Origin of the sequence: Gemmata algarum (genome assembly GCF_034097035.1) — a bacterium.
In the GTDB taxonomy this organism is placed as follows: domain Bacteria; phylum Planctomycetota; class Planctomycetia; order Gemmatales; family Gemmataceae; genus Gemmata; species Gemmata algarum.
In genome coordinates this window covers 164,787-189,188 of record NZ_JAXBLV010000211.1, presented here as the reverse complement: position 1 = coordinate 189,188, position 24,402 = coordinate 164,787, and the positions used below count along the sequence as shown (strand labels likewise).

16 protein-coding genes are annotated in these 24,402 nt (G+C 68.3%); 9 read left to right on the top strand and 7 right to left on the bottom strand.

Annotation, left to right across the window (positions count from 1 at the left end; all coding sequences use genetic code 11):
• The first annotated feature begins 64 nt into the window (after positions 1–64).
• Positions 65–2,035, top strand: coding sequence for a GAP1-N2 domain-containing protein (locus R5W23_RS25020; RefSeq protein ID WP_320688671.1), 1,971 nt, complete (start codon positions 65–67; stop codon positions 2,033–2,035).
• Between the two features lie 171 nt (positions 2,036–2,206).
• On the opposite strand, the gene R5W23_RS25015 is transcribed toward R5W23_RS25020, so the two are convergent.
• Complete coding sequence (locus R5W23_RS25015; RefSeq protein WP_320688670.1) at positions 2,207–3,079, bottom strand: serine hydrolase; 873 nt, start codon at positions 3,077–3,079, stop codon at positions 2,207–2,209.
• Between the two features lie 135 nt (positions 3,080–3,214).
• A complete protein-coding gene (locus R5W23_RS25010; protein WP_261184291.1) occupies positions 3,215–3,964 on the bottom strand; it encodes a gamma-glutamyl-gamma-aminobutyrate hydrolase family protein in 750 nt (249 codons plus the stop codon).
• Between the two features lie 270 nt (positions 3,965–4,234).
• On the opposite strand from R5W23_RS25010, the gene treY reads away from it, so the two are divergent.
• The 6 genes from treY (at position 4,235) to R5W23_RS24980 (ending at position 13,534) form a co-directional block, all read left to right on the top strand.
• Positions 4,235–7,099 (top strand): malto-oligosyltrehalose synthase, encoded by a 2,865-nt coding sequence (treY, locus tag R5W23_RS25005; RefSeq protein WP_320688669.1) that lies wholly within the window; start codon positions 4,235–4,237, stop codon positions 7,097–7,099.
• Positions 7,100–7,191: 92 nt separating this feature from the next.
• Complete coding sequence (gene treZ, locus R5W23_RS25000) at positions 7,192–9,063, top strand: malto-oligosyltrehalose trehalohydrolase (protein WP_320688668.1); 1,872 nt, start codon at positions 7,192–7,194, stop codon at positions 9,061–9,063.
• Between the two features lie 110 nt (positions 9,064–9,173).
• Positions 9,174–9,722, top strand: coding sequence for a DUF1697 domain-containing protein (locus R5W23_RS24995; protein WP_261184294.1), 549 nt, complete (start codon positions 9,174–9,176; stop codon positions 9,720–9,722).
• Positions 9,723–10,078: 356 nt separating this feature from the next.
• Positions 10,079–11,182 (top strand): DHH family phosphoesterase, encoded by a 1,104-nt coding sequence (locus R5W23_RS24990; RefSeq protein WP_261184295.1) that lies wholly within the window; start codon positions 10,079–10,081, stop codon positions 11,180–11,182.
• Between the two features lie 574 nt (positions 11,183–11,756).
• Positions 11,757–12,221 (top strand): TraR/DksA family transcriptional regulator, encoded by a 465-nt coding sequence (locus R5W23_RS24985; RefSeq protein ID WP_320688667.1) that lies wholly within the window; start codon positions 11,757–11,759, stop codon positions 12,219–12,221.
• A gap of 209 nt (positions 12,222–12,430) precedes the next feature.
• On the top strand, positions 12,431–13,534 hold the full coding sequence (locus tag R5W23_RS24980; protein ID WP_320688666.1) for a S1C family serine protease: 1,104 nt from the start codon (positions 12,431–12,433) through the stop codon (positions 13,532–13,534).
• 409 nt (positions 13,535–13,943) lie between these two features.
• Here the strand turns inward: R5W23_RS24980 and R5W23_RS24975 are convergent, their stop codons facing one another.
• The 4 genes from R5W23_RS24975 to R5W23_RS24960 all read right to left on the bottom strand — a co-directional run bounded on the left by R5W23_RS24975 (position 13,944) and on the right by R5W23_RS24960 (position 16,823).
• On the bottom strand, positions 13,944–14,687 hold the full coding sequence (locus R5W23_RS24975) for a hypothetical protein (RefSeq protein ID WP_320688665.1): 744 nt from the start codon (positions 14,685–14,687) through the stop codon (positions 13,944–13,946).
• Positions 14,684–15,349 carry a hypothetical protein gene (locus tag R5W23_RS24970; RefSeq protein ID WP_320688664.1) on the bottom strand — a complete coding sequence of 222 codons (666 nt, stop codon included), beginning with the start codon at positions 15,347–15,349 and terminating at the stop codon, positions 14,684–14,686. Before R5W23_RS24970 ends, R5W23_RS24975 begins: the two co-directional genes overlap by 4 nt.
• A 143-nt stretch (positions 15,350–15,492) precedes the next feature.
• The gene (locus R5W23_RS24965; protein WP_320688663.1) at positions 15,493–16,071 is read right to left on the bottom strand and encodes a helix-turn-helix transcriptional regulator; all 579 of its coding nucleotides are present in this window, start codon (positions 16,069–16,071) and stop codon (positions 15,493–15,495) included.
• A 164-nt stretch (positions 16,072–16,235) separates the two neighbouring features.
• On the bottom strand, positions 16,236–16,823 hold the full coding sequence (locus R5W23_RS24960) for a hypothetical protein (protein WP_320688662.1): 588 nt from the start codon (positions 16,821–16,823) through the stop codon (positions 16,236–16,238).
• Positions 16,824–17,108: 285 nt separating this feature from the next.
• Between R5W23_RS24960 and recJ the strand changes: the two genes are divergently transcribed.
• Complete coding sequence (gene recJ / locus R5W23_RS24955; protein ID WP_261184302.1) at positions 17,109–18,887, top strand: single-stranded-DNA-specific exonuclease RecJ; 1,779 nt, start codon at positions 17,109–17,111, stop codon at positions 18,885–18,887.
• A 26-nt stretch (positions 18,888–18,913) separates the two neighbouring features.
• Here recJ and R5W23_RS24950 read toward each other — a convergent pair whose 3' ends face one another.
• Positions 18,914–21,187 carry a hypothetical protein gene (locus R5W23_RS24950; RefSeq protein ID WP_320688661.1) on the bottom strand — a complete coding sequence of 758 codons (2,274 nt, stop codon included), beginning with the start codon at positions 21,185–21,187 and terminating at the stop codon, positions 18,914–18,916.
• A gap of 112 nt (positions 21,188–21,299) precedes the next feature.
• On the opposite strand from R5W23_RS24950, the gene R5W23_RS24945 reads away from it, so the two are divergent.
• Positions 21,300–24,281, top strand: coding sequence for a DUF7133 domain-containing protein (locus R5W23_RS24945; protein ID WP_320688660.1), 2,982 nt, complete (start codon positions 21,300–21,302; stop codon positions 24,279–24,281).
• Positions 24,282–24,402 lie beyond the last annotated feature (121 nt).

Sequence of the window (24,402 nt, the reverse complement as noted above, 5' to 3'; positions counted from 1 at the left end):
CGCTTCAGGCGAGTACGATTCTCGTGTCGGTCGCGCGTGGTGCGGTGGGTGTGCGAGGCCAGAGATGTCAGGTGCGGGTCGGTCGATCGGCGCAGAACAGTTCTACGTTACCCACTGCGTGCCCGCGGACAGTGTCCGCCGTGAGGCGGGCTACAGCGTGCGCGCCGCATCGACGACCGCATCGGGGTTGCTCGACGAGGCGTTCCATTATCCGCCCTACGGGCTGCCGTTCGACATGTGGCGCGACCGGCCCGAACCCGGGGCCGCGCCGCGGCGGCTGGCCCGGACGGTCAGTCCCCGCGGCGGGGTGTGGGTGGCGCACTCGGCGTACCTAGCGAAGGACTCCGTCGGGCGCGACCGCTCGTTCTTCTCACACCTGATGTTGCTCCCGGCGGCGAGCCCGGCGGCCGTGCTGCGGTCGTGGGGGGCACCCGAGTGGACGGTCCGGTACCCGTCGGGTGAATCGAAGGCCCTGCCAGCCGCCACTCTGCCGGACGACGATTTGGTTTGCGACGCGTCGCTGACCGCGTTCCTCGGGGACCGGCCGCCGTGGCCCACCGCGCCGTGCGTGGACGTGTGCCCGCTGCGGTTGCGCGTGCTCCCGGCGTCGTCGCGGCGGGACCTGCTGGCCCGCGCGCTGCACGCGGTGCAACTGCTGGCCGCGGAGAAGCCGGGGAGCCGCAAGCGGTTGTTCATCCACGCCGAGCCCGGGGTCGTGGCGCTGCTCCTGTACGGGTGCGTGCGACTGCTCCCGCCCGAAATGACGGACGACCTCACGTTCTCGACGTTCGAGCCGTACCACCGGGACATCCGGAACTACCGGCTGGCGCGCGTGGTCGGCACGTACCTGGGGCCGAACGGCGGGTCCCTGGAACCCGAACTCGGCGCGAAGCAAGGCATCACGCTGGACACCTTCACCCACGGGCGGTCATCGACGGAACTGAGCGGGATCATGCCCACCGGGCTGACCGGGCTGGTGAACGTGGCCGTCACCGGGCACTGGGAGGGGCTCGCGGAGGCCCGCCGAGCGCTCGCTGAAGCCGGTGACGAGGGCGACGACTGGATTCAGAACGAGGTGGCCCGGGCGCGGGCCGAGTTGCAAGCGAACCCGGCCCTGGCGGGCGCTCCCGATTCGGACCCGGCGCTGCCGACATCGGCCGGCGCCCCGGCGATCCGCCGCGCGGTCGGTTCTTACGACGCCCAGATCAGCCGGGCGAACCCGGCGTGTCTGCTGTTCCTGATCGACCAATCCGGCTCGATGGCCGACCCGTTCATCGGGGCCGGCGGAACGTCCAAGGCGGCCACCGTGGCGGACGCCGTTAACCGGCTGCTCCAGAACGTGGTGCTCCGCTCGGCCAAGGCGGACGGGGTCCGCGACTACTTCCGGGTCGGCGTCATCGGGTACGGCACCACCGTCAAGGCCGGGCTCGGCGGCACCACCCCTTTCAACGTGCTCGTCCCGGTGAGCCGGCTGGGGGAGCGTCCGCTCCGCGTCGACGCGCGGGTGAAAAAGGTGCTCGACGCGCACGGCCGGGTGACGGAGCAGAAGGTGAAGTTCCCGGTTTGGTACGACCCGGTCTCGGGGGGCCAAACGGCGATGTGCGAGGCGCTCCGCGTCGCGGGGCTGGCGGTGAAGGGGTTCTTGGACGAGTTCCCGAACTCGTACCCGCCGATCGTGCTGAACCTCACCGACGGGCTACCCTCCGACGGCAACCCGCAGGAGGCGGCCCGCGCCATCCGCACCATTTCCACCGCCGACGGCAACGTGCTGCTGTTCAACCTGTTGATCTCGAAGGTGCCGGTTACCCCCGCGTACTTCCCGGCCGACGAGGCGAGCTTCCCCGAGACGGAGGCGAAACTGCTGTTCCGGATGTCGAGCGCGCTGCCGCCGAAATTGTGGGCGGCGGCGCGGAACGAGGGGCACGCGGTGAAGCCCGGCGCCCGCGGGGTGGTGCTCAACGCGGACCCCACCGCCATCGTCCGGTTCCTCGACATCGGCACCCGAGTGTCGCCCGGCGGGAACCGCCCGGTGTGAGGGCAATCGTTTCCAGTTGCGAGCGGAACGCGACCGGGTAAACGCCCCGGTCGTGTCTTCGGCTGCTGGCGGATCGCGGGACAACCGGCCGCCTGCAACCGCAGGTGACCGAAGGGCAAATGCGAATGGAACGGACGACGGGATCGCTAGCGGATACCGTGCGGCGTCCCGTTAATTCTTTTCCGCGAAGTGGTCGAACACCTCTTTCGCGATCTTCCCGATCAGCACCTGTCCGGCGTTGTCTGCGGTCCAGCGCTTGTCCTCGTTTGCGTCGGTCAGCACACACACCGCGATCGGGCCGCCTTTCGTGTAGATGATCCCCGCGTCGGTCTTCGTCGCGTCCACCGAGCCGGACTTGTGCGCGACCACGGTCCCCGCGGGCAGGTAGCGGACCAACTTCTCCTTGTCGTCGCACGCCTTCAGGTGCCCGAGCATCTCCTTGCACGCCTCCGGAGAAACCACCTTCCCCGCGTCGATGAGTTCGAGCAACCGGACCGCCTCTTTCGCGGTCGTGCTGCCGAGACCGTACTTCTTGCCGAACTCCTGGCTGAGACGGGTTTCGGGCTTAAAGACCTTCGCGTTCACTTTCGTGTTCTTGAGCCCGAGCTGCGCCATCCGCTCGCCGGTCGCGGGCAGCCCGATCTGATCGATGACCATGTTGGTGGCGGTGTTGTCCGAGTAAACGATCATGAGCCGTATCGCGTCCTTCAGCGGGAACGCGGCCCCCTCGGAGAAGTGCGGCGTGAGGATGCCGCTGCCGGGCACCTTGTCCCCCTTCGCGAGCGTGACCTGCTTGTCGAACTTGATTTTGTTTTCCTTCGCCTGCCAGTACGCTTCGACCATGATCGGCAACTTGATGAGGCTCGCGGTGGGCATGGGCTCGTCGGCGTTGAGGTAGAACTCTTCGCCCGTCTTGAGGTGCTTCACCGCGATTGCCACCTTGCCCTTGTGCTCTTTCACGAGCGGCGTGATGCGGCGTTCGAGTTCGGCGGCGGAAGCGCGCGGGGCAAGCAACGCGAGACAAACGAGCGCGAGGTAACGCACGGTTCAGGGCTCCTTGAGGTACGAATACGTGCCGCGGGCCGCGCCGACGGGCGCGGCTCAGGACCGGCTGGCGTGTCGATCACCGCCGCCGGTCCTGAGCCGCGCCCGTCGGCGCGGCCCGCAGGTTCTCGACTGCTACGCCGCGCTAGCGGCCTGTGCGAAGGTGGTGAACAACCGGGCCATCCCCGGCTGCGTCTCCGTCAGCTCTTCCGGGTGCCACTGCACCGCAACCAAGTACTGGTCGTCGGTCCCTTCGACACCCTCAATGATGCCATCGGGAGCGAACGCCGTGGCGGCGAGTCGCGGCGCGAGATCTTTGATCGCCTGGTGGTGCATGCTGTTGACCGGCACCACCGTGTCGCCCAGGATGTTCCGCATCCGCGACCCGGCCTTCACCGTGATGTCGTGCGCGAGGTACTTGCGGCTCGGGCGATCGGGGGTCGGGAAGAAATCGTGCTTCAGCGCGGCGGGCACCTGCGCGTGGACATCCTGGTACAGGGTTCCGCCGCAGGTGACGTTCAAAATCTGGATGCCCCGGCAGACCGCCAGAACAGGGAGTTTGGCGGCCAGAGCGTGCTTGAGCAGCGCGATCTCCACCGCGTCGCGGTCTGTATCTGTGGTGCCGCAAAGCTCGGTCTTCGGTTCACCATAGCGTGAAGGGTCCACGTCCACGCCGCCGGTGATGAACACCCCGTCGAGCCGGTTGAAGATCTCCTGAAGCGTATCGGGATCGTGCGGCACCAGCGGGATGACCCACGGTACCGCACCCACCTTACGCAACTCCTCAATGTAGCTACGGCCCATCAGCCAACACGCCTGCCGCTCACCCGGTACGGCGGGAAGGGTTTGGGTTGCGATCCCGATTACGGGTCGGCGCGATGACATGCGGTAGCTCCCCGGACACTTCCTCAATGGGGCGATTCTGGTGGAGAGGATTTGAGTATTGTACTCGACACGAAACCTTCATGTCGAGAATTTGAATCACAGAACTTTATCACCCCAGGGCCACAGGGCCGCGTTACAACCGCGACGGGCGGTCGCCACGTACCTAGCATCTTTCGCGCCGACTGAGCAGTAGCGGCACGCGGTTCGCAGCTTGCAGCCAGTGTCTGGGTGGTGAACGCACTTGGCGCCTGCTTGTCGAACGGAACCCGAATGACGGACCAGCCCACGAGTAATGCGGTTCGCGCCCCAGGCGCGACGTACCGCGTCCAGTTTCATGCCGGCTTCACCCTCCGCGACGCCTTGGCGATCGTGCCGTACTTACATGCCCTGGGCGTCACGCATCTGTACGCCTCACCGATCCTGAAGGCCCGACCGGGCAGCACGCACGGGTACGATGTTCTCGACCACTCAGCGCTGAACCCCGAAATCGGATCGGAAGCCGACCTCGCAGAACTTTCCCGCGCGCTGCGCGACCGCGGCATGGGGCTGCTCCTTGACGCCGTGCCCAACCACATGAGCGTGGGGACCGGGAACGCGTGGTGGGCGGACGTGCTCGAACACGGCCCGGCGTCTTCCTTTGCGACCGCCTTCGACATCGCGTGGCACGACTCGCCCCGTCCGCAAATGGCCGGCCGCCTGCTCCTGCCGGTCCTCGGCGACCAGTACGGCGCGGTGCTGGAGGCGGGCGAGTTCAAGCCGGTGTTCGAAGAGGGCGGGTTCTACGTTCGCGTTCACGACAACCGGCTCCCCCTCGACCCGCGCACTTACGGACAGGTGCTTGCCCCCGCGTCCCGAGACGTGCGCGAGCGGCACGGCGCCGAGCACCCGTCCGCGATCGAACTCGCCAGCATCCTGCACGCCGTTCAGGGGCTCCCCCCGCGAACCGATCCCGACGAGGCCCGACAAGCGGAAGGCCGTCTGGAGGTGATCGCGATCCGCCGCCGCTTGGGCGAACTCGCCGAGCGGTTCCCGGAAGCGGCGGCGGCCGTTGCCGGCACGCTGACGAAACTGGCGGGCACGCCGGGCGACCCGACCAGCTTCGCGGCCCTCGACGAACTGCTTGAGGCCCAGGCGTACCGACCGTGCTTCTGGCGGGTCGCTTCGGACGAAATCAACTACCGCCGCTTCTTCGATGTGAACGACTTGGCGGCCCTCAGCACCGAGCGCCGGGAGGTGTTCGACGCCGTCCACGCCACCTGGTTCCGGTGGCTCCGGGAGGGCATTGCCGACGGGCTGCGGATCGACCACCCGGACGGGCTGTTCGATCCGAAAGAGTACCTCGCCCGCCTTCAGACGAGCGTGGGGCGCACGCCGCCCGGGCCGACCGACGATGGCACGAGCCGCGACGGGGACAGTGGGCTCTACGTCGTCGTGGAGAAGATCCTGGGCGACGGTGAGGAGTTGCCCGCGGCTTGGGAGTGCGCGGGGACCACGGGGTACGAGTTCATTCACGCGCTCAATGGGCTGTTCGTCGATCCCGCGAGCGAAGGGCCGCTCACCAGCTTCTACCAACAGTTCACCGGCCTCGACGACCCGTGGCCGGAGGTGGTGTACCGGTCGAAGCGGCAGGCGACGCAGGGCGCGCTCGCGAGCGAGTTGAACGCGCTGGCCCATCAACTGGACCGCATCGCCCGGCTCGACCGCCGGAGCCGCGACTTCACCCTCAACGGCATCCGGAAGGCTCTCCGCGAGGTGGTCGCGTGTTTCCCGGTGTATCGCTCCTACGTGAACGGCTCGGTCGGCGACACGGACAAAGCGGTGGTGGGCAAGGCCACGCGCTGGGCGTACCGGCGGAACCCGGTGCTCGGGAAGGCCGTGTTCGACTTCATCCGCGACACCGTTCTGCTGAAGGATTCGCCGAGCGGGCCGGCGTCGGAAGAGTACCGCGAGTTGCAGCGCCGGTTCGCCGGGAAGTTCCAGCAGGTCACCTCGCCGGTGGCCGCCAAGGGCGTTGAGGACACCGCGTTCTACGTGTTCAACCGGCTGGTGTCGCTCAACGAGGTGGGCGGCGAGCCCGGCAAGTTCGGGTGGAAGCCCGAGCAGGTCCACGCGTTCCTGCACGCGCGGGCCGCGGCCCCCGGCGGGTTGTCGCCGCTCTCCACCCACGACACCAAGCGCGGCGAGGACGTGCGCGCGCGCCTCAACGTTCTCTCGGAACTGACGGCGGAGTGGACGCAGCACGTGTCGCGGTGGTCCGATTACAACCGCGCTCACAAGACCGAAGTGGACGACCGGCTCGCACCGGACGCGAACGAGGAATACCTCCTGTACCAGACGCTCGTCGGCGCCTGGCCCGGCCGCGCGGGCGTGTCGGACGAGTTCCGGCAGCGCATCCGCGACTACATGAAGAAGGCCCTCGCCGAGGCCAAAGTCCACACGAGCTGGATCAACCCGAACGCGGAGTACGAGGCCGCGGTCGCGGCGTTCGTCGACCGCACACTCGACCCGCAGCAATCGGACGCGTTCCTCCTGGAACTGGGCGAGTTCGCGGAGCGCGTCGCGGAACTCGGGCGGATCAACTCCCTGGCCCAGACCCTGATCCGCTGTACCGCGCCGGGCGTCCCCGACACCTACCAGGGGACCGAGAGCTGGGACCTCTCGCTCGTTGATCCCGACAACCGCCGCCCGGTCGATTACACCGCCCGCGCGAGCTGGCTGCACGAACTCGACACGCAGGGAACCGCCGCGGCGGACTTGGCGCACAACCTCGCCGACCCGCGCGCGAAGCTGTTCGTCACCGCCACCGCGCTCCGGTGTCGCCGCGACCGCCAGGAGATATTCGCCAACGGGGATTACGTGCCCGTTGAGGCGACCGGCGCGCGCGGAGCCAACGCGTTCGCGTTCTTGCGCACCAGCGGCACCGGCGCGGCCCTGGTGGTGACGACGCGGCTCCCGGCGTCCCTTCGTGACGGCTGGGCGGGCACCGCGCTAACGCTCCCGGCGGAGTGGGCCGGCGCGGGATGGAAGAGCCTGCTCACCGGTGAGTCAATCCGCGCTCACAACGGACAGCTTCCACTGGCCGAAGTGCTCAAGGGGTTCCCGGTAGCGCTGCTCATCTGCGATACGGGAACCTGATTCCGGCCCCCATGTGATGCGACATCCCCGTGACGCGGGCCAGCCCCGCGAGCACGCGCGAACGCATTGGTCCACAGAGTTTGAGGAGAGCAATGGCGTCCGATTACGTTCGCCGGTTCCCGGTTGGGGCCGAGCTCACAACCGACGGCACCCACTTCCGCGTCTGGGCGCCGATCCGCTCGCGGGTCGAAGTTGTGCCGGAAGCCGGCCCCCCAATCGAACTCGCGCGCGAGCCCGACGGGTACTTCTCCGGGTTCGCCGCGGGGATCGGCGACGGCGCGCGGTACCGGCTCCAGTTGGACGGCGGGTCGTCGCTGTTTCCCGACCCGGCGTCGCGGTTCCAGCCCAGCGGCCCGCACGGCCCGTCACAGGTCGTCGACCACACGCGCTTCGAGTGGACCGACGCGGGCTGGCCCGGCATCACCGATGAAGGCCAGGTGCTCTACGAGCTGCACATCGGCACGTTCACGCCCGAGGGCACATTCGCGGCGGCGGCGGCGCGGCTCCCGCAGCTCGCGGAACTCGGCGTCACGGCCGTGGAGGTGATGCCGGTCGCGGACTTCCCGGGGCACTTCGGCTGGGGCTACGACGGCACCTGCTTGTTCGCCCCCACCCGGCTGTACGGCGCCCCGGACGACTTCCGGCGGTTCGTCGCCGCCGCCCACGCCCTCGGGCTGGGGGTGATCCTCGACGTGGTGTACAACCACTTCGGCCCGGACGGGAACTACATCCGCGAGTTCGCCCCGCAGTTCCTCAGCACGATTCACAAAACCGAGTGGGGCGAGCCGTTCAACTTCGACGGCCCGGACTCCGGGCCGGTGCGCGAGTTCTTCATCGCGAACGCCGCGTACTGGGTCGAGGAGTTCCACATCGACGGGCTGCGACTCGACGCGACCCAGGCCATTTACGACGACTCGCCGACCCACGTCCTCACCGAGATCGCCCGCCGGGCGCGTGCGGCGGCGGGGCGGCGCACCATCTACGTCATGGGTGAGAACGAGCCGCAGGACGCGAACCTGGTGCGGCCCCCGGAGAACGGCGGGTGCGGGCTCGACGCCATCTGGAACGACGACCTGCACCACGCCGCGCGGGTCGCTCTCAGCGGCAAGAACGAAGGCTACTTCATGGACTACAGCGGCACGCCGCAAGAACTCGTGAGCGCAGCGAAGTACGGGTTCTTGTACCAGGGGCAGCAGTACCGCTGGCACAACCGGCGCCGCGGGCGCCCGGCGTTCGACATCCCCCGCCACCGGTTCGTGGCGTTCCTGGAGAACCACGATCAGGTGGCGAACTCCGGGCGCGGGCACCGCGTGAACCAGTTGACCAGCCCGGCCCGGTTCCGCGCGCTGACCGCGTACCTGCTCCTCATCCCGGCGACCCCGATGCTGTTCCAGGGGCAGGAGTACGCCAGCACGCGCCCGTTCCTGTACTTCGCCGACCACCACCCCGAACTCGCGGCGCTGGTGTTCAACGGGCGCCGCGAGGCGATGCGCCGCTTCCGCAGCCAGGCCGGGCCGGACGGCATGAGCCTGATCCCGGACCCGGCGGACCCGAAGACGTTCGAGCGGTCGAAGCTCGACCCGGCGGAGCGCGACTCCCGCCCGGAGTGGCTCGCGCTCCACACCGACCTGCTCAAGCTCCGGAAAACCGACCCCGCGTTCCGCTCGGCGGTCGTTGACGGCGCCGTCCTGAGCGCGTCGGCGTTCGTGCTCCGCTTCTTCGTCCCCGCGGGCGGCGACCGACTGCTGGTCGTGAACCTGGGGCGCGACCTGCACCTGGACCCGGCCCCGGAACCGCTCCTGGCCCCCCCGGACGTGGACGCGCACTGGCACCCGATCTGGTCGAGCGAGGCACCGAAATACGGAGGCCAGGGAACCGCCCCGCTCGACACCGACGACAACTGGCAGATCCCGGGCGAAGCCGCCGTGGTTCTTGCCGCACGCCCGCTCACCCGCCCGACCTAAATGTGCGGCCGTGGCCGCTTTTCTTGACGGGCCACGATCGCCCAGGCGGTCGTGTGTGCAATCCGCGGGGTCCTGGGTCGAAGGCCCCGCCAGTCCTGTAAAATCGCCGCATGTCGAAACCGAAAACTGCGTACATCCTCTTGTTCCGAGGTGTCGGCGGGGCCACCCAACTGCCCGTCGCCCCGCTGCGCGCGGCTCTGACGGGAGCGGGGTTCGAGAACGTCGCCACGTACATCAACAGCGGCAACGCCGTCCTCCGCAGCCATCTCCCTCGGGAGCAGGTAATTGCCACCGCAGCAAAGCTGTGCGAGGAGAAGTTCGGCTTCACGAAAGCGATCTACGCCCCGACCCTGGAAGAGTGGGACGCGCTGATCGCGAACAACCCGTTCCCCGACTTCAAGGAAGGGAAGCACGTCCACGCCGTAGTCCTGGGTGGGGTGCCGAAAACGGAAGCGATCGAAGCGCTCCGAACGCACGCGGTCGAAGGGGAAGCGATCGAACTCGTCGGGGGCGTCGTGTACCTGCACACCCCGTTCGGTCTGGGCACATCGAAGTTGGGTGAGAAGTTCGACAAGGGCGTCGGCGTACCGAACACCGCCCGCAATTGGAACACCGTCCTCAAGCTCCGAGAGTTGGCGAAGAAAGCGGCCGGCGGCTGAGGGCCGGCTCCGAAGAAACGTTCCGGGGCCGCGTCCGATCGGGGGTGCGCGACTAATCACATATTTGTCGATCGGCGACCTGTCCCGGTGACGGCTCGTACTCTGCGGCGCGAGAGCGCCAGCCGCTCATACTTCTCTCATCGAGAATCCCGCGGCGCCAACGTTCTTCGCGCGGCCATTTGTTCTGTAGAATGTGCGCAGGCGGCTCTCGCATCCGCTGGCCTGATCCGTGCTTGGCAACGCCCCGGCCGTAAGGTAGAACGGTACGGGGCATTCGGATCAGCCCACCGCCCTCCCCCCGGCGAACGCGCCGCACACGGAGCGTGCGTGTCCGCTTGTATCAGAGGACCACACCCATGGCGCGCCGTAGCGCCGACCCGGACAGTAGTAGCCCGAACCTGAAAACGTCGTCCACCGGTTTGCGACGCTCGGACCGGTTTCTCCTCGGTCTCTCGTCTTTCGACCGCGTTATCTTCGTCTCACACGTTCAGCCAGACCCGGACAGTCTCGGCAGCATGTTGGGGCTCGCCCACCTCGTCGAAACGCGACTCGGAAAGCCCACCCTCATTACCCGCGACGGGCTGATCAGCCGTGCCGAAAACCGCGCGATGGTGGACGTGCTCCGCCTCGATCTGGTGCCCGTTGAAAAGATGAACTGGGGGCCGAACGATGCGGTTGTGATGGTCGACAGCCAGCCCCGCACCGGTCGCCACACGTTCCCCGACTCGGTGAAGTTGTACGCCGTCCTCGACCACCACGACACCCCGGGCGACCTCGAAGGCGTGACGTTCACAGACATCCGGTCCGCGCACGGGGCCACCTGCACGCTCGTTACCAAGTACCTGTTGGAGCAAGGCGCCCCGATCCCGGAAAAGGTCGCCACCGCGCTCCTGTACGGGATCGAGACAGAAGTGACCGGGTTCCCGCGAGAAGCTAGCTCGTCCGACGACGCGGCGCTGATCGCGCTGTACCCCATCGCCGACAAAGACATCATCGCCCAGATCCGCAACGCCCGGCTCCCGCATTCGTACTTCGAATGCACGCTCCAGGCGATGCAAAGCTCCTTCGTCTACGACCGGCTCATGATGAGCTGGGTCAACCCGCTCCCGCAGCCCGAACAGGCCGCAGAAGTGGTAGACTTCATGATCCGGTTCGAGCGCGTGGATTACGCCTTCTGCGGCGGCGTGTACGAGGACTCGCTCATCCTCTCGGTGCGAGCAGCTATCGAGAACGCACGAGCGGGTGAAATCCTCCGGCAAGTCGTCGGCAAACTGGGTCGCGCCGGCGGGCACGACCGCCGTGCCGGCGGGAGCATTCCGCTTTCCAGCACCGCGCCGAGCGCGATCGAGGACCTCCAAAGCGAGTTGCGGCGCCGGTTCTTGAAGGCTCTCAAGATTGAAGACGTGCGCGGGCAGCGACTTGTTCCGCTCCGAGAAATGCTCCAAAACCTTCAGTCGTAACGTGTTTCAGCCCAGAGAACGCGCCATCAGGCGAAACGCAGGACCGCGTTTCGCCGCCGCGTTATTTGACCAAAACGAAAATACCCAATCCTCCTGCCCGTGCAATTTTGCGCCCAGAATGCCGCATTTCTGGACACATCGCCACCAAAATATCTAACGGCGTTCTTGACCACTCACAAAACTGTCACGAAGAGATCACGTTTCGGCCTCACCCCAATTCACACACTACCATTCGCACAACACATACAACGCCAACGAAACTTCGGCATAATCGTCTGAAATACTGAAACTATTTGCGGTTGCCGACGATTATACTGGCACATAATCGGCTGGGCCGCCAGTTTGCGGCACGCATCGTGCATGGGTTTTTTGCTCTGACCCTTTGGATTCGATTCCGGTTGATGAAAGGTACACTTAGTCGGCGCCTATACTTGACTGTCCGACCGGGAAATAGACCTGCCGCAGAGCTACTTCGAAACTGCGCGAATCTTTAGCCCGGTGAGCGCGATCCAAAACGTACAGCATTCGACGGTTACGACCGGGCGGATGCTTAAGCCCCGGGAGGTATCACACCATGGCTCGCCAAGACGCATTACTGCGACTTCATAAAAGTTTGATCGCCCGCCGCACCGAGCTCCGTAAACGCCTCGGCTTCGAACTCGAGGAACTCGCCCACGTCAAGCACTCATCCGCTTCGGGCGACGCGGCGGACGCGGCGTTCGATGCGAGCGGCGAAGAAATTTCGTCCACTCTGGCCGAACTTGAGGCTAAAGAGCTGGCTCAGATCGAGCGTGCGCTCCGCCGGCTCAAAGCGGGCACCTATGGCAAGTGTGAGGTGTGCTCGATCAAGATCCCGGTCGCCCGCCTGAACGCGCTGCCCTTCAGCACGTTCTGCGTGGACTGCCAGCGCGAGATGGAGCGCGACGGCGGCTGGTCCGCCGACTACAGCGCGAACGGATGGGATCGTATCCGCGACGGCGACCCGATGGCCGACCGCGAGGTGCGCATCTCGGACCTGGAAAGCGACCTGAGCAAATAGAACCGGATGTGCCGGCTGTACAGAGCCCGCGGGCCAATCGGCCGCGGGCTCTGTTCGTTTTGTGCCGCTCAGTCCAAAGAAATTATGCGTTCCGGCCCGGTCATCCGGCGCGCGCGGACTCCGCCGAAGAGTAGAGTGGAAGCGGTTGCACGGCGAGCGATGGGCAGTTCCCGTACACCAGGCCAACTTCTGTTCAAGGCGACGAACCTATGCGGAACAAAGTGCTCTTCGTGGCGGTGTGTGCCGCGTTCGCGTTCCTGGGCGGGGCCGCTGCCGAGTCCCTCGTGCGCGGCGAGCGTGCCGCGGCCCAACCGGGTGAAGCGGCCGTGGTGCCGCACGACCGGTTCCAGAACATCATCAAGCACTTCAGCCCGTCGGTCGTCGCCGTGGACGCGGTCAAACCGGCTTCCCTGGGCTCGACCAAGAACGACCCGGTCGAAGAATCCGGCTCCGGCGTGATCGTGAAGTTTCCGGGCACGGCGGGCGTGGTCGTGGTGAGCAACTACCACGTCGTCGGCGCCGCGGCGCCGTCGAAGGTGTACGTCACGCTGTCCGACGGGCGCATCGTTCAGCCGGCGCGCATCTGGGCGGACCCCGAGTCCGACTTGTCGTTCCTTAACATCGAAGACGATTCCCTGCCGGCCGCGACACTCGCCGACAGTTCGCGCGTGAAGCGGGGGCAATGGGTGCTCGCGTTCGGCAGCCCGTTCGGCCTGAACCAGACCGTGACCCACGGGATCATCTCGGCGACCGACCGCGGGCAGATCTCGCTCGGCTCGACCATCCGCATCAAGGAGTTCCTCCAAACCGACGCCGCGATCAACCCCGGTTCGAGCGGCGGCCCGCTGGTCGATCTCGACGGTAAAGTGGTCGGGATCAACACGGCCATCGCGTCGAAGAGCGGCAGCAGCAGCGGGGTGTCGTTCAGCATCCCGGCGAACCTCGTCAAGCGGATCGCGGGGCAGTTGATCGAGAAGGGTGTGGTCACGCGGGGGTACTTGGGGGTGCAGTTGGCCAGCGCGCTGGAACCCGCCGAAGCCCTGCGTCTGGGCCTCAGCCGCGTCAGCGGTGCGCTGGTCGAAATCGTTCACCCGAACACCCCGGCCGCGGCCGCAGGCTTACGGGTCGGCGACGTGGTCCTTCAAATCGAAGATGTCACGCTGCGGGACGAGAACCACCTGATCAACTTGGTGTCGGCACTGCCACCGGGTCAGAAGGTGCGATTGGGTGTGTGGCGCGACAGAAAGGCGGTCGCTCTGGAAGTGACGGTCGGACAGTTCGCGGGGCAGACCAGCCGATCGAACCGGCCGTGATGATCGGCAAAGGGGAGCATCGGGTCGGGCCGCCGCTCGTGGCGGCCCGCTTGTTTTTGACCGAGGCGAACCGGGCTCAATCTTCGTCCTTCTTGTTACTGCGGAGAAACAGCATCAGGCCGATGAGCACCAGGAGGGCGACGACCATCGCGCCCATGAAGCCCCAACTCGTCATGAAATCTGGCATCGGTTCCTCGGTTTGCCCACAGGGCAGTTTCGGTGACGGCGGCCCGGGTGCGCGAGTCACACCGTGCGGCAGGCCGCTGGGCGGCAAAAATCAAACGTGTTCTACTCACGGCCGGCGCGCGATGCAAGCACCAGAGCAAAATTCTTCGGGGAAACGCCGCCGCCGGCGCCCGGCCAATGCCGGGCGCGCAACGAACTCAGAGTAGGGCGCGGCCCGCCCCCTCTAAGAGCGGAACAGATCGTCGGTCCACCAGTCCGGCGGAGCGCCGTCCCACATCGGCCCGAACTCGGACACCGGTACCGGCGTGTCGTGGGTCCAGCGCTCACCCTTCGCGCGCCGCGCGAGGGCGGCGAAGTCACGCGCCGGTGCGGCGAGGTGCTCCACGCTGCCGACGGTGCTCGCCCGAAGCAGGCAGGTGACGGCCGCGGTGACGGCGCCGCGAACCACGTCCGCGTGGGCCGCATCGGCCGCGTAGGCTGCGGCGCGTGCCGCGTCGGCGGCGCACACCGCGGCGACCGCGTCGGCCGCACCGTCGGCGCGGGCGATGTGGGTGGCGGCGACCGCGCCCGCGCCGACGGTGCGGGCGGCGGCGGCGGCTTCGGCGGCACGAACTGCTTTATCGAGCGACGGCAGGAGCGGCTTCGGCGAGTCGGTCCACAGCTTCTTGATGACCGGCAGCACGCGCCGCGCGCAGCGCGCGGCGAACGCGACCCGCGCCCAGCGGGGCAGCGCCGCGATGTCCTGCCGCGAGGGGACCAGCGCGCGACTCGAATCCGAGCGCGCCGCCGCACCGCCCGCCGGCGCCACGTCCCGGCGGGTGTACCGGGCCGGGTCGTTCCACGCGCCTTCGAGCCGCCGAAGTTCTTCTTCGGTGGGTGGCGGCAGCGCGCGGCTCGTCGCGCGCCCAGCGGACACGCAGCCGGTGTAGTCCCAAACGTCCGGTCCGTGCTTCTGGTGCGTGGTCATGCGGAAAGCCCCAGGGCGGTTAAGCACGCGGCAGCCGCGCCGTCCTCGTACTCCCAATACACGAGGTCGTGGTGGTCCGGGTCGGGGCCGACGCAGGTCAGCCCGCACCGCGAATAGAACTCGTTGGCTTGTGGGAGCGCGTGCAACCCCACCCGCCCGCCGGCCGTCGCACCGACGCTGATCCGGACGGCCTCGCCGAGCAGCGTTACCCCGACCCCTTTAAACCGCGCGTCGCGCGCGACCGGCAGCGCGCGGTTCTGCGGCACGCGGTAGTTCCACGGGGCCACTTCGATGTAATCCACGTACAGCACCCACGCCCCCGGGGTCAGGCGCGCGGGCCGCAGCAGGTTCTCGACCGCCATCACCCCTTGTAGCGTGCCGTAGCACTCGACCATAACACACGTGTGCCAGTGCGGCGGGTAGTTGACGTTATTCAGCCGTTCCCAGTGCGTGTCGTCCAGCGATTCGCCGTAGGCGCGCAGCTCGGTCGCGAGCCCGGCGCGGTCGGACGCCCAGAGCTGTTCGATCTCGGAGAAGTACGTGTGCGCGCCCGGTTCCCCCCGGGTCAGCACCGCCGGAACTTCGCCGGGGGGGGGGAGGCGCGTGTCCCTCAGACGCGGCGGGGGGTTGAACGGGCGCGGGGGGGGCGGGGAAGCGGTCATGGACGGACCTCCGGAGCGGTAAGCCCCGTCCCCGAATGCGAACGGTGACCGACCCCGTGTGTTCGATTTGGTGGCGCGGCCGTGCGGCCCGGTTCGCAACCCGGAACCGAGAGCCGGACCCTTACAAACGACTGGATTCGGTGTCAGACACGTTTACTGGGGGCCGGCTTCACTTTCTCGTGGATCAGTTTAACGAACTGTTCCAGGAACTCGAAGTACTCCGTACCCGCGATTTCCTTCACCTTACACACGAGGTGCCGGCGCCGCTCGATGAGGTCGACGCACGTCTCGACCCCCAGCTTGACGAGCGGCCCGCCCGGGGCCTGCATGTCGAGCAGTTCCAGCACCTCGTCCGGGCGCAGCTCGGTCGCGCGGTTGCGGTTCCGCTCGAGCCAGCCGACCAGCTCCGGCAACTGCGCGCGCTCGTCCAGCAGCTTGAGGGACTCGTCGTCGTCCGCCGGCTTCCCGTGCATGCGCGGCAGGAGCCGCTCGAGCGGGAGCGTGCGCAACTCGCTGACGGTTAGCCCCAACGCGTCCGCGCACTGGCTCACGGTCGTGTTACGGAGTTGGCGTTTCGGTCCGCCCTGCAATATCTGCCTAACTGTGTGACGATTCAGACCCGAGATGCGGGCGAAGTCTTCTTGGTTCCAACCCCGCTCTTCGACGAGACGGGCAATTTTGTTAGCGAGTTCGGCCCCGAGCCCCGGAGATGCCGCGTTCATCCGTGCTAATCCCGTTGGCGTGTCCAGTCTACAGCCAATACTAATCCGGCCCCGGGCCGGTGGAAGAGCAGAGTTGGAAACACGCTCAAAAAACACCGCCCCCCGGGCCAGTCCAAAGGACCGCCCGGGGGGCGCGGGTTATCGGGCGGCGATCCGGAGACCCTTTAGTACGGGTTGCCGGCGCCGGCCAGACCGCTGGCCCCGGTCACCGGAGCGGCCGGAAGGGGCAGCGGAACCGCGGCCTCGTCCTTCGTGGTCTTCGGCTTGGGTTGGGTCTTGGGAGCCTCTTGCGGCTTCGGCATCTCCTTCGGCGGGGTGGTGCTCGGCGGGGTCGTCGTGCCCGGCGTGGGGGTCGGCGGGACCACCGACAACGGGGCGACCGCGCACGTGTCGCACACCGGACCGCAACACGCCGACGCCTTCTTGTGCCCCATCCGCGACTTCAGCTTGTCGAAGAGGTTCGGGCGGGCGGCGACCGTGGTGGTCACGCAATCGTTGCAAGGGGCCGGAACCGGGGCCGGGGCGCACCCGCAGTCGTGGGACTTCTTGCCCACCCCGCCGAGACGGGCCTTGAGCTTGTCGAGGAGCCCGACCTTGGTCTTGCCGCAGTCGTTGCACGGCGCGACCGGCGTGCCGCAGTTGCTACAGCCGGCACCGGAACTGATAACCGCCGGAGCGGGCGCCGCGGGCGGCGGGGCCACGTCGGCACCGGCCAGAGCGGCCGTGGACATGAGCAGGAACGCGGCGTTCACGATAACTATCCTCCGACGTGTTGGAAGTCTACAGGTGGCAACCACTCGGTCTCTACACGCATCGTCGCCCCCGTAACCCGTTCGTGAACCGCCGGGCCGCAAAACGACTCGAATTCTTCCCCCCCGGCCCGGTGGCGCACGGAACGCCGAACGCCCCGGACGGGGCGCATGCGCCGCGCGCGCCGGACGTGCCGGGGCGGGACGGTGGCGGGTTGGACTTGCCACGCCACTGAACGCACGTTCTAAATAAGGGTCGGTACCCCGATGCAGCCGAGGAACAGGAACGTGGCGCGTGCGGAAAAACAGTGGCACCTGCTCCCGACCGACACCGGTGCGACCAACCGACTCGCCGGCTCCGCACGGGTGCCGTCCGTGGTCGCGCAGTTGCTCCTCAACCGCGGGGTCCGGGACGCCGCGGCGGCCCGCCGGTTCCTCGACTCTCCGCTCGGCGCGCTGCACCCACCACTCGCCCTGCCCGGCGTCAAGGAGGCCGCGGAGCGCGTCGTTCGGGCCATCACCGCCCGGCGGCGGATCTGCGTGTACGGTGACTACGACGTGGACGGCGTCACCGGCACATCCATCTTGTTGCGCGTGCTCGGCAAGCTCGGCGCGGACGTTCAGTTCCACGTCCCGCTGCGCCTGTCCGAGGGGTACGGGCTGAACTCCGAGCGACTGCACGAACTGTCCCGCAACGGGGTTCACCTCGTTATCAGTGTGGACTGCGGGATCGCGAGCATCGCGGAGGCACAGACGGCCCGCGACCTCGGGCTCGAACTGATCGTCACCGACCACCACGAAATGAAAATGGGCCTCGACGGCCCGCTGCTGCCGCTGGCCGACGTCCTGGTTCACCCGCGGCTGCGCGCCGCGGAGCCGTACCCGTTCGGCGATCTGTCCGGCGCCGGGGTGGCGTTCAAGCTGGCCTGGGCGGTGGCGCAGCACGCGAGCGGGTCGGAAAAGGTGTCGGCGGACCTGCGCGAGGTGCTGCTCGACTCGGTCGGGCTGGCCGCCCTCGGCCTGGTCGCCGACGTGGTGCCGCTGCGCGACGAGAACCGCGTGTTCGTGCGGCACGGGTTGGAGCGGATCAAGGCGAGCCCGTCTGTCGGGCTGAAGGCGCTACTGGACGCCAGCGGCGTGAAGCCCGATCAGGTGCTCACGGCGGAGGACGTGGGGTTCAAGCTCGCGCCGCGGTTGAACGCGGCCGGGCGGCTCGGGTGCGCGAGTTTCGCGGTCGAGCTGCTCACCACCCAATCGCCCACGAAAGCGCGGCAGCTCGCCGAACAACTCGAGGCCCAGAACGGCGACCGGCAGGCCCGCGAGCGCAAGTACACCCAGGCGGCGAAGGAGCTGGTCGAAGAGCAGTTCGCCGACGACCCGGCGATCGTGGTCGGCTCCCCCGAGTGGCACCCGGGGGTGGTCGGGATCGTCGCGAGCCGCTTGGTCGATTACTTCGGCAAGCCCGCGCTGGTCATCGCGGTGCAGCCCAACGAAGCGGTCTCCACCGGTTCCGGGCGCAGCGTGGCGGGCTTCGCGCTGCACACGGCGCTGGTCGCGTGCGACGACATCCTGGAGGGGCACGGGGGGCACGCCGCCGCCGCCGGGCTGAAAGTCCGGCCCGACCGCATCCCCGCCCTCCGCGAGCGGTTCAACGCGTACGTGCGGAGCCACTACCCCGGCGGCGCCCCGGCCCAAACGTTGACCCTCGACGCCGAGGTGCCGCTCTCCGCGCTCACGTTCGGCCTCATTAACGACCTGGACAAACTCGAACCCTACGGCGCGGGCAACCCGCGACCGAAGTTCCTGGCGGCGGGGCTCAAGGTGGAAGCCGCCCGCTTGATCGGGACGGGAGAGGTCCAGCGGCACATGGACTTCCGGGTGCGCCAGGGCGACACAACGATCCGCTGCGTGGCCTGGGGGATGGCCGACCGGATGGAGGAGCTGATGAGCGCGGGCGGGGACTGCTGCCTCGCGTTCACCCCGAAAATCAACGAGTGGAAGGGCTCGCGCAAGCTGGAGCTTCAGGTGATCGACCTGAAGCCCGGGAAAACCGTCAAGCTGGTGTGAGCCGGCGGCCCGCGCGGGCCGCCGGCTCACTTCGGGCGCGGCAGCGGGACCGGCGCCGGGCGCTTCTTGAGCGCGTCCACTTTCGTGCGCCAGCTCGCCAGGAACTTCTTGTACTCCTCGCTGTTCACCGCCGCGCCGACGGCGCCGACGTTGACGTTCCCGCGCTCCAGCGGGAGCGGCACCCACGTCTCCAGTTCCACCGCGAGCACGTTCCACAGCGCCGCCTCGCGCACGGGGATTTCTTTGTCGCCCAAGAACTTGACCAGATCGTCGAGCCGGTCCGGGTCCGGCTTGGTCGGCGACACGAACCCGCGCAGCAGCCGCAGCAGCCGGTCCGCGGCGTCTTCGTTATCGGTCTCCTCGCCAAGCCCCTTGTTCACCAGCACCGACCGCAGGATCGCCGTGTTCCCCGGGTCGCGCGCCACCCACGCGGTGAGCGCCGTCACCGCCGACTGCCGCGCCAGCCACGGCAGTTCCGACCGCAACAGGTCCACGAGCGGCTTCAGGTGCTCGCCGCCGGCCGGGGTGCAGTCCGCGAGCGCGGCCTGGGTGTACACCGCCAGCCGCGCGACGAGGTCGCGGTCCGGGGTCCCCGGGGGCGGCTCGAGGCGCCCCTCGACGACCTGGCGCACCACGTTCTTGTCGGTCACCTTGGTGGCCGCGTCCGACAGGGTGCGGGTGATGATTTTGAGGACCTCGCCGTCGAGCGGCGGGTTGGGGTCCGCCTCCAGGTCGCTGGCGATCGGCTTGGGGTCGGACAGGGCGCCGGAGCCCGAGTTCCAATCGACCTGCGTTTTGCGCTCGAGCTTCGGCACCGTCTTGAACCGGCGGGGGGCGGTCAGCGACGCCGTCCCCGCCACCACCGCGACCCGCGCCTCCTGGCGCGGGGCCGGCCCCTCTTTGCGCGCGTACATCGTCCCGGGCTCGAACCACGAGACCAGTTCCACAAGGACGTCGGCCTGCGCGTTCGGGATGGTAATGTCCCACACCTCGCGCGCCACCCGCACGCGAACTTTCGCTCCGGCGGGCTTCTTGTCCGCGCCGGTCACTTTGCTCTTGAGGTAGATGCGCCCGCCGAGCAGCGTGAGGTCGGCGTCGAACCCGGTGGGCGGTTGGTGGAACTTCACCCGGGACTCGAACACACGGTACGGCACCTGCTCGGGCACGTTCCCCCACAGCAGCACCTGGACCTGCTTGTCGCGCGGGCCGACCAGCAGGTGCGCCTTGTACCCCGGAAGCGCCATGACCGGGACGTTCGCAAGGACGGGGTCGTCGTCCTCGGGTTTGGCCTTCAAGCGGACCCACTGCCCCGCGGCCCCGGGGTCCTGCGCGACCACCAGCACCCGGCTCGTTTCGACGCGCCCGATTTCGGCGACCTTGTCGTCGGGGGGCGCGATCGGGTCAGACAGGTTTGGCCTCGGTTCGGCGGCACCGGCGGCCACCGCCTCGCCCGCCACCGCGGCCCCCAGGGCGGCCGACAGCTCGGTCGGGTCGAGCGCCTTCGGCGCGGGCACAACCGGCTCCTCGTCCGTCGTTTTCTTGGTCGGTTTCGGCTCAGCCTCTTTCGGCTTCGGCTCGACCTCTTTCGGCTTCGGAACGCTCCCTTCCGGTGGCGGCACGGGCGTGGGGGTGAGCTGCGCGAACGAGTTGCCGGGCGACGTTTCGGGCGGGTTCGGCCCGCGGTGCGGCAGGGACATGTACACGGCGCACACGAGGATGAGCGCGAGCGCCGCGCCGATGCCCACGAGCGCGAGGCGCCCGGCCCAACTGTCGGACGCGGCGTACCGCTTCAGGCCCAGGAGCAGGGCCGCGTCAGCGTCGTCGGCCTCGGGGCGGTCGAGTTCGGGGGGCCGCGTGCCGCTCACCGGGAGCAGCTTCTTGTTCGGCCGCCGCTTCGGGCGGGACGCGGGCGACTCAACGAGGCCGTACATGCGCCGGTTGGCGCGCGGCGGCACGCGCACCGGTTCGGTCAGGACGAGCGTCAGAATCTGGTGTACGGCCGCAACTTCCGCGAGGTGAACGTCGGACCCGAGGCACGTCTCTTCGACCTGTTTGACGGTCGCCGGGTCGAGCGTGTTGTCGAGGTACTCGGCCACCGTGTTCGGGTCGGCGGTCTCGTCGTCGGCGTCGGCCGGCACCGGCGTCTTCAGCCCGCGGCGCCGGGTGACGCGCTTGATGCGGTCCACCAGTTCGCGGGCCTCGTCGCTGCCGGCGACCTTGCGGCCGAGGCTTTTGGCCTCCACGGGCGCGAGCGTGTCGTCGAGGTACGCCAACAGGGTGCGGAGCGTGAGGCGCGGCATAACTTCTCCCGGGCGAACGGGCCGTCACCCGTATTAGTGGCGAGCGGGCGGTTGCTTCGTGCAACATTTCGGAAAGAACGGTAAACTGGCGGCCGATCCCGGAGGTTACCCGATGGTCCCGGCCCTGCTCCTCCTCACGGCCACCGCCGCGCCGCCCGCACCCGTAAACGAGTTGCGACTCCCGCCGGGCTTCAGCGCGAAGCGTTATGCCGACAACCCGCTCGCGCCCGACACCTACACGATGGCCATCGACGACGCGGGCCGCGTGCTGATCGCCGGCCGCGGGTACGTTCGCGCGCTCGTGGATTCCGATAACGACGGTGTTGCGGACCGCGCCGTCGATCTCATTGCCGGGCTCAAGGACGGTCCGATGGGGTTGCTCCCAGAGGGGGATTCGCTCTTCGTGGTCGCGGACGGCGGGCTGAAGCGGTACCGGGGGTACAACGGGACAGACCGGCTTCAAGCGCCCGAACTGCTCGTCGCACTGAAGACCGGCGGCGAACACGACGCGCACGCGGTGCGCCGCGGTCCCGACGGCTGGCTCTACCTATTGTGTGGGAACAACGCCGGCGTCAAGAAAGGCACCGCCACGGACGCCCGCTCGCCGATCAGCGAGCCGACCGCGGGCGCGATGCTGCGCCTTTCCCCCGACTTCAAGACCGTCGAAATCGTGGCGGACGGGTTCCGCAACCCGTACTCCTTCGATTTCAACCTCGACGGCGAGCCGTTCACCTACGACTCCGACAACGAGCGGTGCTCCGGGCTGCCGTGGTACGAGGGGTGTCGGTTCCTCCACATCGTCCCCGGCGGGAACTACGGCTGGCGCTCCCCGCAGCTCTCGCAAACGTGGCGCAAACCGCCCCACTTCCCCGACGTGGTGAAGCCGGTCGCCGACCTCGGCCGCGGTTCACCGACTGGGGTCGCGTGTTACCGCCACACACAATTCCCGGACAAGTACCGTGGCGGGTTCTTTCTCGCCGACTGGACCTTCGGCCGCATCCACTTCGTTCCGCTCACGGCGGCCGGTTCGACTTACGAAGGCAAGCCGGAGGTGTTTGCGGAAGCGACGGGCACGAGCGGGTTCGCGCCGACCGCGCTCGCCGTCCACCCTCGGACCGGCGAACTGTTCGTCAGCATTGGCGGGCGCGGCACCCGCGGCGGCGTGTACCGGATCACCTTCGACCAGGGCGGAACGAACCCCAAGCCGCTCCCGATGGCGCGGCGCACGCTCGATCACAGCAAAGACGGCGCCGCCCTCTGGCTGCGCGACGCCGCACCGTCACCGCGTCGGCCCGACCCGCCACCGGACGAGCCGCGCCGCCGGCGCGAGGCCCTGGAGTTGCTCCTGCGCCACCGCGACAAGCTCGATCGGGGCAAAGAATTAATCGACGCGGTGAAGGCGAACCTCGCGTCGCACGACCCGCTGGTCCGTGCCGCCGCGGCGCGGGCTGCGGTCGCGCTGACGATCCCTGTCGGCAACGTTCCGGATGGGAAACTGCCAGCCCCGGCGCAACTCGCGGTCGCGTTAGCCACTGCCCCCCGCGATCCGAGCGGGGCGCTGAAGGTCGCGTTCGGGGTGCTCCACGACCCGCAGGCCGCGCCCGCGGATCTGCTCACGGCGCTGCGGATCGTTCACTTGGCGCACGGCGACCTGACGGCGAAGGATGCGACCGGAACGGTGTGGGAAGGGTACACCTTCCGCGACCCAGTGCCGAAGGAGCGCGCCGCCCTGCTGGGCGTGGCGATCGTCAAGCAGAGCCTCCGCGAACCCGCACTGCCCCGCGCGGTGCAACTCGAGCTGACCCGCGCGCTCGCCGCACTCGGCCCGCTCGACGGGCGCCCGCCCCGCGGCGCGGCGCCCGAGACCTCCGACCGGACTTCCCAGGCGGACGACTTCCATTACCTCATCACGCTGGCCCGGGCCGACGCGCGTGCCGTCCGGGCCAACGCCGACGAGATCGCGACCGTTCTGCTGCGGCTCCCGAGCAAAATTACAGCCCAGGGTGTCACGTTGGACCGCCACTGGCCGCTCCGGTTCGACGAGTTGCTGCGGCAACTGGGGACACGGTACCCCGACCTGAACCGGGCGGTTCTCGAACACAAAGCCTTTGGCCAGCCGGAACACGCGGCCCTTGTGGGGCCGCTGAAGCTTCCGCCCAAGGCCGCCGCACGGAAGCTCCTGGCGCGCGCGCAAGCCGATCCCAAGTACGCCTGGACGCCGCGCGCGGTCGCGCTGCTCGCCGAACTGCCCCGCACCGAAGCGGGCGCGACGCTCGAAGTGCTGTGGGACCGCGGCGGATTCGAGGAAGCCGTGTTACGGGTGATCGCGCGCCAACCGGATGCGTGCGACGTTCCCAAATTCCTCGTCGGTCTCAAATCCCTCGACGCAGAAATCGTCCGCGGGTCCGCGGACGCGCTGGCCCGGTCGCTCGACGCAGAGCCCTCGCTCGTTGCGTCCGCCGCCGTGCGGGCGCTGCGCCGGTTCCCGGACCCGAAAACCGACGCCCGCACCCGTGACGCGCTTGTGACGCTGCTCCAGAAGTACAGCAAGGAGAAGTTCGGCCCCGACGAGAAGGCGTGGGCGGCTTGGCTCGTGAAAGCGTACCCCGACGAAGCAAAGGCGCTTAACGCGAGCGACGGGTTCGACGCGGCCGCCTGGGGCAAACGCCTCGCGGCGGTCGATTGGACCAAGGGCGACGCCGCGCGCGGGCGGGCGGCGTTCACCAAAGCGACCTGTGCGGCATGCCACGACGGCGGCGGCGCGGTCGGACCGTCGCTGATCGGGGTCACCAAGCGGTTCGGTCGTGACGACCTGCTCACCGCGATCCTTCAGCCCAGCAAGGACATCCCGCCGCGGTACCGGGCGGTTCGCATCACCACCAACGACGACAAGAGCTTCATCGGCGTGCCGGTGTATGAGGCGACCGACGGCATCATTCTGCAAACGGGCGCGGACACCACCGCCCGCATCGCCGGCACCGACATCGCCTCGAAAAAGCCGGTCGAGTTGTCGCTCATGCCCGCCGGACTGCTCGACAAACTCGCCGACACCGAAATTGCCGACCTTCTGGCCTACTTGGGCACGCTGAAGTGAGTTCCGGGCACGTGCCCGCGCTCCGGCGCCGTTCACAACACCGACGCGCCCCAACTAACCGGATCGGGTATGGCAAGTTCTATGGAAGCACCGATCATTATCCTTGGAAGACCGGTCGGTT

What these genes read in the sequence shown, in the direction of transcription:
- treY (WP_320688669.1), top strand. Translation starts at nt 4,235, where the DNA reads ATGACGGACCAGCCCACGAGTAATGCGGTTCGCGCCCCAGGCGCGACG.
- R5W23_RS24945 (WP_320688660.1), top strand. Translation starts at nt 21,300, where the DNA reads ATGGTCCCGGCCCTGCTCCTCCTCACGGCCACCGCCGCGCCGCCCGCA.
- R5W23_RS25020 (WP_320688671.1), top strand. Translation starts at nt 65, where the DNA reads ATGTCAGGTGCGGGTCGGTCGATCGGCGCAGAACAGTTCTACGTTACC.
- R5W23_RS24970 (WP_320688664.1), bottom strand. Translation starts at nt 15,349, where the DNA reads ATGACCGCTTCCCCGCCCCCCCCGCGCCCGTTCAACCCCCCGCCGCGT.
- R5W23_RS24995 (WP_261184294.1), top strand. Translation starts at nt 9,174, where the DNA reads ATGTCGAAACCGAAAACTGCGTACATCCTCTTGTTCCGAGGTGTCGGC.
- R5W23_RS24990 (WP_261184295.1), top strand. Translation starts at nt 10,079, where the DNA reads ATGGCGCGCCGTAGCGCCGACCCGGACAGTAGTAGCCCGAACCTGAAA.
- R5W23_RS25010 (WP_261184291.1), bottom strand. Translation starts at nt 3,964, where the DNA reads ATGTCATCGCGCCGACCCGTAATCGGGATCGCAACCCAAACCCTTCCC.
- R5W23_RS24980 (WP_320688666.1), top strand. Translation starts at nt 12,431, where the DNA reads ATGCGGAACAAAGTGCTCTTCGTGGCGGTGTGTGCCGCGTTCGCGTTC.
- treZ (WP_320688668.1), top strand. Translation starts at nt 7,192, where the DNA reads ATGGCGTCCGATTACGTTCGCCGGTTCCCGGTTGGGGCCGAGCTCACA.
- R5W23_RS24985 (WP_320688667.1), top strand. Translation starts at nt 11,757, where the DNA reads ATGGCTCGCCAAGACGCATTACTGCGACTTCATAAAAGTTTGATCGCC.
- R5W23_RS24950 (WP_320688661.1), bottom strand. Translation starts at nt 21,187, where the DNA reads ATGCCGCGCCTCACGCTCCGCACCCTGTTGGCGTACCTCGACGACACG.
- R5W23_RS24965 (WP_320688663.1), bottom strand. Translation starts at nt 16,071, where the DNA reads ATGAACGCGGCATCTCCGGGGCTCGGGGCCGAACTCGCTAACAAAATT.
- R5W23_RS24975 (WP_320688665.1), bottom strand. Translation starts at nt 14,687, where the DNA reads ATGACCACGCACCAGAAGCACGGACCGGACGTTTGGGACTACACCGGC.